The 15,463-nt window shown below is 48.3% G+C and carries 16 protein-coding genes and 1 pseudogene; 15 read left to right on the top strand and 2 right to left on the bottom strand.

The window, feature by feature from the left end; all coding sequences use genetic code 11:
- Positions 1-7: 7 nt before the first annotated feature.
- From J4772_RS12745 to J4772_RS12765, 5 genes and pseudogenes are all read left to right on the top strand, one after another.
- Positions 8-664 carry an NAD(P)/FAD-dependent oxidoreductase gene (locus J4772_RS12745; RefSeq protein ID WP_209075484.1) on the top strand — a complete coding sequence of 219 codons (657 nt, stop codon included), beginning with the start codon at positions 8-10 and terminating at the stop codon, positions 662-664.
- Positions 648-887, top strand: coding sequence for a glutaredoxin family protein (locus tag J4772_RS12750; protein ID WP_209075485.1), 240 nt, complete (start codon positions 648-650; stop codon positions 885-887). The genes J4772_RS12745 and J4772_RS12750 overlap by 17 nt, the downstream gene beginning before the upstream one ends.
- A 30-nt stretch (positions 888-917) precedes the next feature.
- A pseudogene (locus tag J4772_RS12755) lies at positions 918-1,058 on the top strand (RCC1 domain-containing protein); the annotation flags it as partial.
- A gap of 182 nt (positions 1,059-1,240) precedes the next feature.
- A complete protein-coding gene (locus tag J4772_RS12760; RefSeq protein WP_209075486.1) occupies positions 1,241-2,116 on the top strand; it encodes a cation diffusion facilitator family transporter in 876 nt (291 codons plus the stop codon).
- 31 nt (positions 2,117-2,147) lie between these two features.
- Positions 2,148-2,798, top strand: a complete 651-nt coding sequence (locus J4772_RS12765) for a TVP38/TMEM64 family protein (protein WP_209075487.1) — start codon at positions 2,148-2,150, stop codon at positions 2,796-2,798.
- An 80-nt stretch (positions 2,799-2,878) separates the two neighbouring features.
- On the opposite strand, the gene J4772_RS12770 is transcribed toward J4772_RS12765, so the two are convergent.
- A complete protein-coding gene (locus J4772_RS12770; protein ID WP_247741080.1) occupies positions 2,879-4,138 on the bottom strand; it encodes an Nramp family divalent metal transporter in 1,260 nt (419 codons plus the stop codon).
- A gap of 232 nt (positions 4,139-4,370) precedes the next feature.
- On the opposite strand from J4772_RS12770, the gene J4772_RS12775 reads away from it, so the two are divergent.
- The 8 genes from J4772_RS12775 to J4772_RS12810 all read left to right on the top strand — a co-directional run bounded on the left by J4772_RS12775 (position 4,371) and on the right by J4772_RS12810 (position 11,498).
- A complete protein-coding gene (locus tag J4772_RS12775) occupies positions 4,371-4,946 on the top strand; it encodes a sigma-70 family RNA polymerase sigma factor (RefSeq protein WP_209075489.1) in 576 nt (191 codons plus the stop codon).
- Positions 4,936-5,760: a hypothetical protein gene (locus J4772_RS12780; RefSeq protein WP_209075490.1), complete on the top strand. Its 825-nt coding sequence runs from the start codon at positions 4,936-4,938 to the stop codon at positions 5,758-5,760. The genes J4772_RS12775 and J4772_RS12780 overlap by 11 nt, the downstream gene beginning before the upstream one ends.
- Positions 5,757-6,629, top strand: a complete 873-nt coding sequence (locus J4772_RS12785) for a carbohydrate ABC transporter permease (RefSeq protein ID WP_209075491.1) — start codon at positions 5,757-5,759, stop codon at positions 6,627-6,629. Before J4772_RS12780 ends, J4772_RS12785 begins: the two co-directional genes overlap by 4 nt.
- A gap of 13 nt (positions 6,630-6,642) precedes the next feature.
- Positions 6,643-7,518, top strand: coding sequence for a carbohydrate ABC transporter permease (locus tag J4772_RS12790; protein ID WP_209075492.1), 876 nt, complete (start codon positions 6,643-6,645; stop codon positions 7,516-7,518).
- Between the two features lie 193 nt (positions 7,519-7,711).
- Positions 7,712-8,710, top strand: coding sequence for an efflux RND transporter periplasmic adaptor subunit (locus J4772_RS12795; RefSeq protein ID WP_247741081.1), 999 nt, complete (start codon positions 7,712-7,714; stop codon positions 8,708-8,710).
- Between the two features lie 41 nt (positions 8,711-8,751).
- Positions 8,752-9,774 (top strand): ABC transporter substrate-binding protein, encoded by a 1,023-nt coding sequence (locus J4772_RS12800; protein ID WP_247741082.1) that lies wholly within the window; start codon positions 8,752-8,754, stop codon positions 9,772-9,774.
- 3 nt (positions 9,775-9,777) lie between these two features.
- Positions 9,778-10,071 (top strand): hypothetical protein, encoded by a 294-nt coding sequence (locus J4772_RS36985; RefSeq protein ID WP_247741083.1) that lies wholly within the window; start codon positions 9,778-9,780, stop codon positions 10,069-10,071.
- Positions 10,072-10,886: 815 nt separating this feature from the next.
- A complete protein-coding gene (locus J4772_RS12810) occupies positions 10,887-11,498 on the top strand; it encodes an FMN-binding negative transcriptional regulator (RefSeq protein WP_209075493.1) in 612 nt (203 codons plus the stop codon).
- A gap of 85 nt (positions 11,499-11,583) precedes the next feature.
- Here J4772_RS12810 and J4772_RS12815 read toward each other — a convergent pair whose 3' ends face one another.
- Positions 11,584-12,474, bottom strand: a complete 891-nt coding sequence (locus J4772_RS12815) for a helix-turn-helix transcriptional regulator (protein ID WP_209075494.1) — start codon at positions 12,472-12,474, stop codon at positions 11,584-11,586.
- A 23-nt stretch (positions 12,475-12,497) separates the two neighbouring features.
- On the opposite strand from J4772_RS12815, the gene J4772_RS12820 reads away from it, so the two are divergent.
- The gene (locus J4772_RS12820) at positions 12,498-14,420 is read left to right on the top strand and encodes a glycoside hydrolase family 127 protein (protein ID WP_209077127.1); all 1,923 of its coding nucleotides are present in this window, start codon (positions 12,498-12,500) and stop codon (positions 14,418-14,420) included.
- Between the two features lie 144 nt (positions 14,421-14,564).
- The gene (locus J4772_RS12825) at positions 14,565-15,224 is read left to right on the top strand and encodes a CatB-related O-acetyltransferase (protein WP_209075495.1); all 660 of its coding nucleotides are present in this window, start codon (positions 14,565-14,567) and stop codon (positions 15,222-15,224) included.
- The last annotated feature ends 239 nt before the right edge of the window (positions 15,225-15,463 follow it).

Consider the following 15,463-nt stretch of genomic DNA (forward strand, 5'->3'; position numbering starts at 1 on the left):
AACGCTTATGGGGGAGACAGTCAAAATTGCCATTAGCCCAGCGATTCAACTCGGAGGCAGCCTGTTCACTCCGAACCAACTTGCAGAAATCGGTCATGTCCTCGGCGCGGATGCCAAAGTGGAAGTAACCCCCTTCAAGCAGTTGTATGCAGAGGTGGCGCTTGAGCAACGGGATGCCGTCAAGGAAAAGCTTGAGCAAATCGGGCTTGACGTGAACCCGGCAGGTTTCGTAACGAAAAGTCTTATCGCTTGTAACTTCTGCAAAGGAGCCGAAGAAGCGGGGCTTGAGACCGCAGTTGCCTTAAATGAAGCAATAGCAGGCATTGCAACGCCTACACCTCTGAAAATCGGTTACGCCGGGTGTGCTTTAGGCACGAGCGAACCGCTAATTAAGGATATCGGCGTTGTCAAAATGCGCGACAAGTTTGACATTTACGTAGGCGGTGAGCCAAAGGGACTTAAAACCTCTTTCGCCAAGCTGCTTCGCTCCGTAGTGACGGAGAAGCAGCTTATTCCCACCGTTATTGCTCTTATCGATTTTTACAAGGAAAATGCAAAGGGCAAGGAAAAGTTCGGCAAATTCGTAGATCGTATCTCGCTAGACAGGCTAAAAGATATGACGCTAATGGGAAAGGAAGGTGACGGGCATGAAACAATCGATTAAAATCTATACGATTCCCACTTGCAGCGACTGCAATTATGCGAAGCGTTACTTCAAGGAACATGGGGTTCCCTACACGGATCTTAATTGCGAAGAAGACGCCAAGTATGCCGAGGAAGTCTGGAACCTTACTGGAAAGCAGATCGTCCCAACGATTGTGATTGGAGATCGCGTTTTCATTGGCTTTGCTGAAAATCTTGCTGAAATCGGCAAATTAATCGGTTAAATCTGAGGCTGCCTCATACGCTCCTGAAATGCGGCGGGTTACTTGCATACCGTCGGGCTTAAGTCGGATGGAACGGTGACGGCTGCAGGCTTGAATAAGCATGGTCAATGCGAGGTAAGCGACTGGCGGGGCATCCAGCTTCCCGGTAATATTAATCTGCCCAAGAGCTAACAAGTCGCGTAATCGCGGTTTCTTTTCGTGTCGTGAAGCTTCGGGATCATGTTGGCGTTCTGCAAACTTGTTAGGCGACGGCTATTTTTTGACTCCAGTGAAAAAACGTTTCTCTAGACCCACACGATTTGCGATTGATATCATGGATATCACGAAGCAATCGGAAGGGGGCGGCCGGCAAAATGGATCAGCAGCAAAGGTACGATAATTTGAAATTAGGCGAGCGAGGCGCCATAATAAGTATCCTTGCTTACATAGGGCTGTCGGCGCTGAAATTAATCGTGGGGAACTTATCCGGCTCGGAAGCATTAAGGGCGGACGGTCTAAACAATGCTACCGATATCGTCGCGTCGATTGCCGTTCTCATTGGTCTAAAATTAGCTCAGAAGCCGGCCGATAAGGATCATCCGTACGGGCACTGGAAATCGGAAACGATCGCTTCGTTAATCGCTTCTTTTATTATGATGGCCGTCGGGATCGAAGTTCTAATCAACGCTGTTAGGATCGTATTTCAAGGGAGCGAGCAGTCGCCTGATCCGATCTCCGCTTGGACCGGGGTGTTTTGCGCGGCCGTGATGTACGGTGTGTTCCGGTACAATAAAAGTCTTGCAATCAAAACAAAGAGCCAAGCCGTTATGGCTGCGGCCAAGGATAACATCTCGGATGCGTTAGTAAGCATCGGAACGGTCATCGGAATCGTCGGCTCCCAATTCAAGCTCCCTTGGTTAGATCCAGTTACTGCGGTGTTAATCGGGCTAATTATATGTAAAACGGCATTGGATATCTTCCGCGAAGCCTCCCATCATTTGTCCGATGGGTTCGATGAAACGACGATCCAGAAATTCAGAGAAAAGGTAAAGCAGGTGGAAGGGGTGGAAGACGTCAAGCAACTGCGCGCGAGATCATATGGCAGCAATGCTGTCGTTGACGTCGTCCTTTCGATCAGAACAGAAGCGAAATTCAGAGAAGCGCATGATATTGCTACAAGGGTAGAAGATGAATTAAAGAAATCGGCGGAAGTTATCGAGGTCCATGTTCATTATGAACCAGCGAAATAATGGAGATAACGCAGTGCGGGGGCATATAAAAATGATAAAAAAGGGGATAATCCTTCTACTTTATGTGGCTGGAATTGCGGCTATCCTGATATACAAACAGCCATTGCTTAGCTGGCTGGCACATAGCGATATGGAACGTCTCCCTTGGATGATCGGAGCTGCGATATTGCTGGCGGCAGTACCCGCCGTCCCTTTCGGGATCGTAGCCGGGATTATGGGAGCTCAATTCGGACCGGTGTGGGGTACTTTAATTAATGTTATGACCTCCGCAATAGCCGCAGCTCTTCAATTCCTTGCCGTTCGGGTGTTGTTACAGAAACAGGGGCGTCAGTTCTTATCGAAGTTCAAACGGATCGATCTTTTCATCTTATTTTTAGAGCGCAATGCCTTCCTCGCAGTAGTAACGGCTCGGCTCCTTCCTTTTGTGCCGGCTCCGGCGATTAATGCAGCCGCTGCGATTAGCCGTATGAGCTTCGGCAGCTTCTTCATTGCAACGATAATAGGCAAATTTCCGGTTATGGTGCTGTTTTCCGTAATGGGAGACAAGCTGTTGACGAGCGTTTCCGGTACAATGTGGCCGCTGATTATTTATACGCTTTTCCTTATAACCGTTTATGCGGGCTACCGCTGGCTTTACGTGCCGAAGCTTTCGACAACGCTTCGACTCCCGAAGGAGAAATAGATGTTCTAGTTCAATATAGAAGCCAGTTTTCGTTGTCTGTGAAAGCTGGCTTTTTAGTTGAAGAGGTCGTTGTACTCGTTTTAAATGCTGCTGAATGTTTGAACCAAGAGGAAAACATTTAACGAGATGATTATCATTGCAATCCCGACAGCCAAAATGTTTGTGAACCGACGATTTGCAAGATCGCCCATAATTCGTTTGCAGCTTGTAAATACGATCAGAGGAATTAGGGCAAAGGGGATGCCGAAAGACAGAATGATTTGGCTAATAACCAAAGCCGCAGTCGGATTGACTCCGATTGCAATAAACAAAATAGGCGGTATGACGGTAATGGCCCGCCTTAGATATAAAGATATTCGCCGCCTAATAAACCCTTGCATAATAATATCTCCAGACATTGTCCCAACGGCTGAGCTGGCCAAGCCGGAAGACAATAGACCAATGCCGAATAACAATGCAGAGACAGTTCCGGTAATTTCGCCAAACTGCTGGTATGCCACATCCAAATCCTGAACATTTAGACCGTTTTTATGAAAGAGAGCTGCCGCAACAATGAGCATGCTGGCATTGACGATTCCTGCTATCGACATCGCAATCAGGATATCAATAAATTCGAAACGGAATATCCTTTTGCGTTCAGCCTCGTTCCTCCCGACAATCCTTTTTTGAGTTAATGCAGAATGAAGATAAATGGCATGGGGCATTACTGTTGCACCTAAAATCCCCGCTGCCATCATTACGCTATCTGTGCCCTTGAACTGTGGTGTTATAAATCCTTGAAGTACTTCTGAATAGTTAGGCTGTGCAAAAATAACCTGCACTATAAATGCGATAACCACAATAAACACCATTGCGGCAATTACGGCTTCCAAAGGGCGAAATCCTCTGCGCTGTAGCTCAAGTATGGCGAAGGATCCTACTGCGGCGATAAGAGCTGCAGGTAATAAAGGAATGCCGAACAATAAATACAAGCCTAAGGCTGCTCCGATAAATTCGGCAAGATCAGTGGCCATAACGACGAGCTCCCCTTGAATCCAAAGACCGAACGAAACCGATTTGGGTAAGTTCTCACGGGCTACCTCTGGCAGATTCTTGCCCGTCGCTATCCCTAGCTTTGCAGATAGAACTTGAATCAGTATGGCCATTACGTTAGACACAAGCACTACCCAAAGCAGCATGTAGCCATATTGTGAACCGGAAGCAATGTTGGTGGCAATATTCCCTGGATCAATGTAGGCTACACCCGCAATAAAAGCGGGGCCGAGGAATGGCAATAGATTTCTAATTCCTTTAACACGCCCGGTTGACGACATCACTTGAGTATTTGACAGATCGCTCATCACGAACATCTCCATTCACATTTACTGCGTATTTTTGCCTGAGCCAAATACTTTTTCTGGACAGACAAAAAGTTTCCTCAGGTAAAAATGTATGCTCATATCATTGAAATAGCAACTAATCTTACAACTTAGCAACGGGGACATTTCCCAAAAAACTTTAGCTATAAATCGAACCTTTTCCAATGAAGGCGGCAATATAGATTGTAAGCTTACTAGGGAGGGCCCTTTTTTCGTGAAAGACATCCATATCGAGCACTGGATCAAACGGTTGAAGGAGGGGGATCCTTCTGCATTTCAAGTAATTTACGAATGGACTTTCCCCGAAATCTACCGCTCCGTCGTCTTTCTGATGACGGACAAGCATGAAATCGAAGATGTAATGAACGAGATTTATTTTCAGTTGTGGCGGTCCATCGACAATTACGATGCAAATCGTCCTTTCCGATTGTGGCTGTACGGCATCGCAATGAAACAAATACAGAAGTGGAGAACCAAAAGCTGGAGGAGATTTCGGATTTTCAAGAAGAAGCGGCTGTTGGAGGTGGAAGAGCATCTTTTCTCGGATCGTCGCGCTCTTGAGAACGAAACTCACGGGGAAATGCTGGCACTCGTTCATCAATTATCGGACAAGCTTCGTACGGTGATTATTTTGCGCTACTATCACGACTTTACTTTCGACGAAATTGCGGAATTGCTGAATATTCCCGCAGGCACGGCCAAATCCCGACATCACGCCGCGCTAAAGAAGCTGCGCGAGCTTAGCCCGTATCTTGAACCGGAAAAGGAGCAACGACTTTATGTCCATTGAACAACAACTGCGCGATAGGCTGCAGGATTGTGCGGAAGCAATGGAACATCCATCCGAAATGCAGAAGCGCATTAAAGAAACTTCCTTCACGCGTTATCGCAATGACAAATTTAAATCAAGCTCGAATCTTAAAGTTCGCATTGCGGCAGGTGTGCTTGCGGTTATACTCCTAACGCCGGTTGTCATTTATACCGTCCCCGCCGTAGCGGCGCAAATTCGGGCGCTGCTTAATCTATCGGGGACAGAACCTTTGCGCAGCTTCGTCACCAAAGATGAGGATTCGAACTATACCACCACGAACCTGTATGCAGATGAGATTACCGGTAACAAGACGGCGCAAGAAGTGCTTGAGCTCATTTACCGCGGGTTCCCTGAGACGAAGGAATTCGACATCGCGAGTGCGCAAATTGCCAAAGGAATCCATGGAGGAGAACGGATCCATCTATTTAATGTCGTTCTGATCGAGAAAGGAAAGACATTCGAGGAGCCGCATAAAGAGGTTGTCGCCAATGTCGATGCGGAGACAGACCAGCTTCGTTTTGTGCAGACAATTGGCATAGAACCGTTAGCGAAGCCTGCATCGCAGCTGCGTGAGGGAGACGCGATCTCTATAGCTACTGCCTTCTTGAAGCGATTGGAGGTAAGCACGGATGGGTACCAGCCTGAATTGGCAGGTGCTGCTGAGGATGAAGCGCAGGAAGCAAGCCCGCGCATCGTTATCTACAAGGCTGCGGAGGATGGCAGGACGATGCTTCAAGTGAACCTTCAAGAAGGAAGTACAAGCGTTGCATTTCTCACTCCGGAGAAGTCATGACGCGGAATCCTCTTAATTATAGAGAGGGCAGAGTGGCTTTGACGTTCCTGTTGCCTAGCGTCATTGGCTTTGCATTATTCTATCTAATACCGTTCGCAATGGGGCTCGTCTACTCGGTACTTGATCGAACGATTGGCGGTTCATTTGTTGGATTTTCGAATTACATGGAACTGCTGAGTAGCGATTCCTTTCGTAAAGCCGTCTTGAACACGTTTTGGTTCATGGCGGCGAACGTTCCCTTGATGCTTATGCTGTCACTTGGGATCGCACTCGTATTGAATCGGAATCTCTATTTGCGTCAGTTTCTTCGGATGGCTTTTGTCTTGCCGTTAGTTGTGCCCGTAGCCTCCGTCGTGATGGTGTGGCAAGCGCTCTTTGATTGGAATGGAACATTCAACGCTTGGCTGCATGCTGCCGGGCTTGAACGGATAGATTGGATGAAGTCGGTCTGGGCGAGAAGCGTAATCTCCTTGTTTTACCTATGGAAGCATATCGGCTACAACATGATCTTATTGCTCGCCGGCCTGCAGAGCATTCCGCGAGATTACTATGAAACGGCCGAACTGGAGGGGGCGGGCAAGTGGTTCCAATGCTATCGGATTACGCTTGTCTATTTGACGCCAACGATGGTTTTTGTCGTCCTGATGTCGGTGATGAATACGTTCAAAATATTTCGCGAAACGTACCTGATCGCAGGAGATTATCCGCATGACAGCATTTATACGCTTCAACACTATATGAACAATATGTTCCTCGCGCTGGATGTGCAGAAGCTGTCGGCGGCGGCAACGCTTATGGTGATAGGTATCTTCATCCTTGTGACCGCATTGCTGCGCTTAGAGAAACGATACACGCAATTTATGGAATGATGCGGGAGGATGAATGAAGAAGAGTTTAACTCGAATATTACCGCTCACACTGGCGATGGCATGCATCGGGCTCTTGATGCTCTCTCCATTTGTGATTACTTTCACAAATTCATTTATGACAGAGCGTGAAAATCTCGGGAATTACGGACTGTTGGGGACGATGCCAGTCTTTATGCAAGGGGAGCCTGCTGTATTCGTAAATCTGAAGCTTATTCCGGATTGGCTGAGCTTCGAACAATACAGGAAAGTGTTGCTAGAGTCGCCAACGTATTTGTTTATGTTTTGGAATTCCGCCGCGATGGTTGCGGCCATAATTGCAGGACAGACGATTGTAAGCGCGCTGGCAGCCTATGCTTTTGCCAAGCTCCGGTTTAAGGGAAGAGAGGGTTGGTTTCGGGTTTACTTAATGACGATGCTGATGCCCTTCCAAGTGACCTTGGTTCCGAATTACCTTATCGCTGACAAATTAGGTTTGTTGAATACAGCCGGCGCGATTATTTTGCCAGGGATATTCGCAGCGTTCGGTGTGTTTATGCTGAGGCAATTTATGCTCTCGATTCCCTATGCGCTTGTTGAAGCGGCACAGCTCGACGGTGCCGGCCACTACCGGATTTTCTATCGAATTATGCTTCCTTTAATGAAGCCGGGAATTGCGGCGCTTATCATTTTGCTGTTCGTTGATTATTGGAATATGGTCGAACAGCCCTTGATTTTCTTGAAGGATGCATTTAAGCAGCCCTTATCGCTTTATTTGTCCACCCTTCATAAGGAAGCCCAAGGCATTGGCTTTGCCGCATCGCTGATCTATATGGCGCCGATGGTCCTCCTGTTTTTATATGCGGAAGCTTATTTTATCGAAGGGGTTCAAATGTCGGGGATTAAAGGGTAGCCCTGAGAGCGAGAGGGGGGATAGAATGACTGCTGCGCCCACAGAGGATCTAAATGTAAGGAAAAAACGAAAAATCGTGTGGTTCTCCGGTCTGTTGTTCGGCTCGCTCCTTTTTCTTACCCTCGCAAGCAACACGTTGTTGACATTCAACCTCCCCAAGGTAAGAACAGAACTAGGGAGAGAAGGAGCGCTAGTGACAACATGGCATGGTACAGCCCGGCTGATGCCTCGGCAGCGCATCGATTTATCGAACAAGGCGGAATGGTCCGTTAAGAAAGTTCATGTGAAAGAAGGGGACCGGGTAGCCAAGGGGAAGACGTTAGTCACCTATGAGAATCCTGCCGCCGAGCAGGACATTCTTGATTTGCAAGATGACCTCGCGCAGCAGCGACTAACGTTGGCCGGGTTGCAGGATGCCTATATTGAAGCCGTTCAAAATAACGACGAGATGCAAGTGCGCCGCTCGAAGCGGGAGCTGGAACGCGCGCAATTGGCCATTGGAGTTCAGGAGCGAAAACTGAGAACGATGCAGTCTGAGACGGGCGCTCGCGAACGTATCCTTGCGCCTTTTGACGGGGTTGTGACGCAAGTTCGGGCGACGGCGCAGCTGCCTTCGGGGAGCGGAGGCCCGGATATCAGCGTAGTGAATAGTCAGCAAGGGTATCAATTCGAAATAGTCGTACCGGATGTCTGGGGGAGGAAGCTGCGTCCCGAGGAGAAGTTGAACGTTCAAATCGAACATGAGGGAGCGGCGGTTGCGGTTGAAGGGATCATAATCGAAATTCGAGCAATCGCAACTGCAGCAGAAACTGAAGAAGCTTCCCTCCAAGAAGGAGGGAGAGGGAATCCCCATCCATTGGCATCCAGTCACCAAGTCGTTGTGAAGGTCCAACATCCGAATGTTCAAGCGAATGAACTCGTGAACGTGGAGTTGACACAAACGGAGAAAACCGATGGCGGCATGCTTATAACGAACGCAGCGCTTCGTCAGGAAGGGAAAAACAGCTACGTGCTTGTCATCGAAGAGCGTTTAGGTCCGTTAGGCAATACTTTTATCGTTCGTAAGGCGCCCGTCCGTCTTGGCGGGACGAATGGCCAAGAAACTCTGGTGTTACAAGGGGTTTACCTGAAAGATCGCATCGTCGTCGAGAGCAGCGAGCCGCTAACAGAAGGTCAGCGCGTAAGAGTCTAATAGTTCGGAGTCGCATCGATTCCATAAAGGAGAGGTTTAATATGAAAAAAAGTGGCGTATTTAGTTTGATTGTTGCCCTAATGACGGCGTTGTCAGCATGCGCCGGCGGACAGGCCGGCAAGACGAACCAATTCGAGCAGGAGGGACAAGCCAGGAAGACAATCGTCTTATCCGTATTCCAAGCGCATCCTGTGTACTCCATTGCTGCGAAAAAATATGGAGAGCGGCATCCCGATGTAGACATTCAAATTCAGGAATACAGTCAGGACGAAGGCTCCGATCTTGAAGGCGAACTCGAGAAATATGTGAATATCACCAATACAGAGCTATTGTCTGGCAAGGGAGCCGATTTAATCTCCCTGGATGTGAGCGGCTTCCCGGTTGGGAAATACGTAGACAGACAAGCGTTAGCGGACTTAAGCGAATGGATGGAGCGGGACCCCGACTTTGATCCTCGATCGTATGAAATGAACATTCTGGACGGGGCCAGGATGAGAGGCGGGCTCTATACGCTGCCCCTTCGGTTTTTCCTGGACAGTCTTATGGGCGATGTAAAAGCGATCGAGCAATCCGGCGTGAAATTCGACGACCGTACATGGACATGGAGAGAATTCACAACAGTGGGTCACGGCCTGGCAGCATCAGGAATCCACGAGTATTCGATGGGGAATACGCCGCCCGAGCTGATGCTGAACAATCTGTTCGTCGATAACTATACACGCATTGTCCATACAGAGAAGCACCCTGCCAGCTTCGATGCCCATGCATTCGTTGAGCTGATGGAGCAGGTGAGGACGATGTATGCGGACAAGGTGATCACGGATGCCGAAGTGAGCGCGGGAGATTATTTCTTTGCACCTGCTCTGATCCTGTCGCCTGAAGATTATTTTATTGGGCCGGCGATGTTCTATGAGCAGGGGAAGATTTATTATAAGCCGCTCGCTGCAGGGCAACAGGCCGGAGGCGCTTTTGTCATGAATATGACCTTGGGGATGAATAAAAATTCGAAGGTACAGGCGGAAGCGTGGGATTTCATGAAGTACTTAATGTCTGACGAGATCTAGACGATGCCTGATCTGCAAGGGTTCTCCGTCAATAAATCAGTAAATGAGAAAATGTTCAAGGAGCTTGAGGACAAAGGCGCCGTCGAGTCGCCAATGGGGTCCGCGATCCCGGTTCAGAAGGCAGACGGCGATAGGCTCAGGCAGATGGTATCGCAGGCGGTCACGCCGCAACAAAATGATTCGAAGATTCAAGCTATCATCGAAGAGGAAGCAAAGGCTTTCTACAGCGGTCAGAAATCGGCTCAAGCGGTTGCCGATTTGGTCGCGAACCGTGTGACGACTTATTTGAATGAGTAGACGGCAACAGAAGATCGGGCTCCAGTTCCTGTTGGAAAAGCCAATGCCGATGCTAACACGCTCACATAAAGTAATAGCATGTACCGACAACGCAGACAAAGTAAAAGGAAGTTGATTATTTATGTCTTGTCATATCGGAAGGGGTGTTATTGTGAAAAACGAAGGTACGGTTATTTTCGGAAATGTACGCAATAATTCCCCAAGCAGCGCGTCGAATGACGACGGAGGATCAACCGAAAGCGACACCGACGAGGTCTCAGTTGATGACATGCGATTCAGCGCGTCGATCCCGATCAGTCCGAACGTTCCTGATGTCACGATGTCGAAGTCGCAAACAAAAAATAAACAGCGCAGCACGGTACGAGGCACAAATGTTAAAAGCGGCCATCGCCGATAAGGGTACATCCGCAAAAAAAAAACCGCGACTCTTATTGCATCGCGGGTTTGAACGCTATTTATTAGTAGCCAGCTCTTAAGATTATTACCAAGAGTATGAAGAGTACAAGTACAAAAGCAGCAGCCTGCATACCACCATAAACTCCGCTCAAAGTATTCACCACCGATTTGTTTATTTGTGATTATTCATCACACCGTTAGCTTATGTACGACTGACTAAACGGTTCAGTACAATCACCCAAAGTAAACAAATCTCAGCGAATGCCTATTAAATAAAAAAAGATACCGGCTTGGCCGCATGACCGAGAAGCGATTGCTGCATGTTACCAGAGAAATTGGCATAGTGGAATGGATGGAAATTGGAGCTTTTGCAGGTCCGCTTATTTGCTTATTATTTAGGAACAGGAGGGAGACTCATTATGTATACACCAACACATTTTATGATTACCGATATCTCAGTCGCTCATCAGATTATAAGGGAACACAGCTTCGCTACATTATTCTCACAGCATGACGGAGAACCTTATGCGACCCATTTGCCCTTAATTTTAGATGGGGATCGTTTGTACTTGTATGGGCATTTTGCTCGTTCAAATCCTCATTGGAAAGAGATAAGGAATCAAGTTGTGTTGGCCGTTTTCCATGGTCCGCATTGCTATATTTCTCCCTCCTGGTACGAAACCAACAAAGCGGTACCAACATGGAACTATGTGACCGTTCACGTATATGGAGAAGTCGAATTTATAGATGACGAGATTGAATTGATGGACTCCTTGAGTGATATGGTATCCAAGTATGAAGCCGTTAATAGCTCTTACAGGTTGCAGGATATAGATCCTGATTTTCTGAGCGCCATGAATAAAGGTGTACAAGCTTTTAAAATGAAAATAAACAGGGTGGAAGGAAAAGCCAAGTTAAGCCAAAATCATTCCGTACAACGTCAGGAATTCGTTGTTCAACAGCTAGAGAAGATCCCAAGCACCGATGAGCAAAAAATCGCTTTGCTTATGAAACACAACTTGGCTCGTTAAATTAACGGGGAATATAAAGACATGCGGCAGCCGTTCTTTCGGCTGCCTTTTTATAATTCAGCGTGAAAGGCTCCTGCGACTGCAATTAACGCTTCAATGCAAATTTTCTGCGAAAGCCTGTGGGAGAGAGGCCTTCTTTCTTGGAAAATAAGGCGGAATAATACGAGACATGCTGGAAGCCTACCTCTTCGGCGATCCGGGCAATCGACAAGGGAGTTTGCAGCAGCAGGCGTTTGGATTGTTCGAGACGGTAATATTGGAGATACGTTATGGGGGTCATCCCATAGACCTTTAGCATTGCCTTAGCCAAATAGTTGGGGTGGTAGTTCATTTTTTCTTGCAATACCGAATTCGTAATATCGCTAGCGTAGTTTTGTCGGATGAACAGTTCGATTCGGTCAGCTATCCTAATCGCAGTGTCGTTCATGGGAGATGCAAATTCACGGTCCAGATGCTGAAGGAACAATTGGAAGGAGGCTTGTCTTTTCCAGTTTCGAAGCGATTGCGGCTCGTTCTCCTGCTGAAAGAAGGTTTCCAGCACCTCCAGAGCTTTCGGCGACAGCTTCATATGTTTGGGAATGAAGATGGAAGAAACATCGGCATGGTGGAGATACGCCAGCTTTTTGTGTTCTTCGATTAACTCCATCTGTTTTCCCAAGCATTCGTTCATGTCGCAGCAGATTTGCCAACTGCCGAAGGTTTGAAAATGAATCCAAATGATTTCCGTATCCATCGTACAGGGAACGTCGCCGTAGTGGTGTCCGTCCGGCAGCAGTATGAATCCTTCACCCTCGTTAATTTCCCAGGAACAACCGTTCTCTCCAATCGAAAGCATCCCTTTTCGGACAACAATGAGATCGAATACATGGATGCAATTTCTTTCGATATGGGAATCTCCTACTCCGTAATAGGCATAACCGCAGTCTACGAAATAGGGAATGGGTGGAGAAATGAAGTGTAAAATCGCAGAATCCATACTCGTTCCTCCCTCAAGTCCGTATAGAAGATCCGTACTGGTCTGAATATATTCGGCTTGTTCGAGAGGTCATTGTACCTTACCAGTGGGAAGCGCTGAACGATCGTATTCTCGGGGTAGAGCCCAGCTCCGCGGTGCGAAACTTCAAGATTGCGGCGGGAGAAGAAAACGGCGAGTACTGGGGCATGGTGTTTCAGGATAGCGATGTAGCTAAATGGCTTGAGGCAGTCGGGTACTTACTCGCGACGCAGCCCGATCCGGAGCTTGAGCGGATCGCGGACGAAGTGATCGATATTATTGCCAAAGCCCAACAGCAGGACGGTTATCTGAACACTTATTTTACATTAAAAGAACCGGATCGCCGCTGGACCAATCTGGCAGAATGCCATGAACTCTACTGCGCGGGTCATATGATCGAAGCGGCCGTTTCCTATTATAACGCGACGGGTAAACGCAAAATTCTGGATGTCGTCTGCAAGTTTGCGGATTATATGGATACCGTATTCGGGTCGGAGCCTGGTCAATTGCACGGGTATGACGGCCACCAAGAAATCGAGCTTGCGCTGGTCAAGCTATATCGGGCGACCGGCAACGAGAAGTACCTGGAGCTTAGCCGGTATTTCCTCGATCAGCGCGGCGAGCAGCCCCATTTTTATTTGGAGGAATTCGAGAAGAGAAACGGGACCGTTCATTTCCCGCATTTGGACATGGCTCACGACCATGCCTATAGCCAGGCGCATCAGCCGATACGTCAGCAAGAGAAAGCGGAGGGACATGCCGTCCGCGTCGTCTATATGACGACAGCGATGGCAGATGTTGCCGCCCTTACAGGGGACACAGAGCTGTTGGAAGCTTGCCGTAAGCTATGGCCCAATATCGTCTCCAAACGAATGTATATTACGGGCGGCATCGGATCGATGGCTCAAGGAGAGGCGTTTTCGCTCGATTACGATCTGCCTGGCGATACGGCATATGCGGAAACGTGCGCCTCGATCGGGCTTATCTTCTTTGCCCGGCGAATGTTAGAGATCGAGCCGAACGGCGAATACGCCGATGTGCTGGAGCGAGCGCTGTACAACACCGTAGTCAGCGGGATGTCGCGCGACGGTAAGAAGTTCTTCTATGTAAATCCGCTGGAAGTTCATCCGGACGCCTGCGGCAAAAACCATATCTACGATCACGTGAAGCCGGAGCGCCAGGGCTGGTTCGGATGCGCATGCTGCCCGCCGAACATCGCGAGATTGCTCGCTTCCTTGGGCGAGTACATCTATACCGTTCGAGATGAGACGGTCTACACGCATCTGTACATTGGCGGGCAGGCTAATCTCGAACTGAACGGTCAGAAGGTGCGTCTCGAACAGCAATCGGCCTATGCATGGGACGGGATTACGCGAATGACGGTCAAGACGGATGCGCCGTTGCGGTTCGCGCTGGCGTTTCGTATCCCTTCCTGGTCCGGCGGCCAGGCAACCCTGCAGTTGAACGGGCAAACCTTCACCTATGACGATGCGGATCTCAAGGCAGGCTACTTAATCATTGACCGTGTCTGGTCGAATGATGATGCGGTGGATCTTGTTTTCGATATGCAAGTCCGACGGATGAAAGGCCATCCGCACGTGCGGGATACATTTGGAAAAGTAGCTTTGCAGCACGGCCCATTCGTCTATTGCATGGAGGAAGCGGATAACGGTCGGAACTTGCACCAATTATATCTTGCGAGAGGGAATAAATTTTCCGTTCGCTTCATTCCTGATCTGTTAGGTGGCGTGAAGGTCATCGAGACGACAGTACATCGAGTTGCCTCTGACGAATGGCAGGAAAATCTATACCTTGAGGATTCCCACGCGGGACTGAAAACCGAGTCGTTCATAGGGCGATTCATTCCGTATTTCGCCTGGGCCAATCGAAACGTCGGCGAGATGGCCGTGTGGGTTCGCGATTGTTAATCGGGAAATATGTTATGATAGAGGCTGTAACCTATAGAAAGGATGAGGATATTGGCTCGTCGTTTGAAAATGCTCAAAAATGTCGCTGTTCGCTGCAGCTTCTAAGTTCCTACCCCAAACTTAGAAGCGAGGTATCAATATAAGATGAACAATCCTTTATTTCACCATTGGTCGGAGATCAAGTATTTGAAGGACCTTGTGTCCAATCCGCTTATTGAAGTGGGAGAATATTCGTATTACTCCGGCTACTATGGGAATCAGAATTTTGAAAATGGCTGCGTACGATATTTGTGGGGAGATATCGAGTCGCGAAAACTATTTAATCCCATTAAACAATTCGGCTGGAAGCTCGATAAACTGATGATCGGCAACTATGTTTGCATTGCCAGCGGAGCCGTCATCCTGATGGGAGGCAATCATAATCACCATCCCGAATGGATTACGGTCTATCCCTTTGCCGAGCAGATAGAACAATCTTACGAGCCCAAGGGCGACACAGTCATCCAAAGCGATGCCTGGATCGGCATGAACGCGATGATTATGCCCGGCGTTACCATCGGCGAAGGAGCTATCGTTGCAGCTGGCTCGGTCGTGTCCAAGAACGTGCCGCCTTATACGATAGTTGGCGGAAACCCAGCAAAGGAGATCAGAAAACGATTCCGCGAATCTGAAATCGATATGCTGCTGGAGATGCGTTGGTTCGATTGGGATCGTTCCTGGGTTGAAAAGGCGATTCCGCTTCTATCCAGCTCCTCAATCGAACGATTGTATGCTTTCTATAAGCAGGAGGTCGTTGGTGGATAAGTTAAGGATTCGCGTCGCGGAACGTAACACTCCGATATGCCCAGATAGTTAATAGGGTTAATTAAAACCGCAAGGCCATTAGGCTTTGCGGTTTTTTGTCGATTTAACGCTGAACAATTCAATGAGACTAAGACGGATAATGGATGGCATGGAGCCGTGTTCGGCCAATGGAGCTTGCGAAATCTATTCAGTTTTTAAGCATTTCTTAAGCGGACCCAAAGCTATGAGTACCCAAATCG

This window comes from Cohnella sp. LGH (genome assembly GCF_017671885.1).
GTDB lineage: Bacteria > Bacillota > Bacilli > Paenibacillales > Paenibacillaceae > Cohnella > Cohnella phaseoli.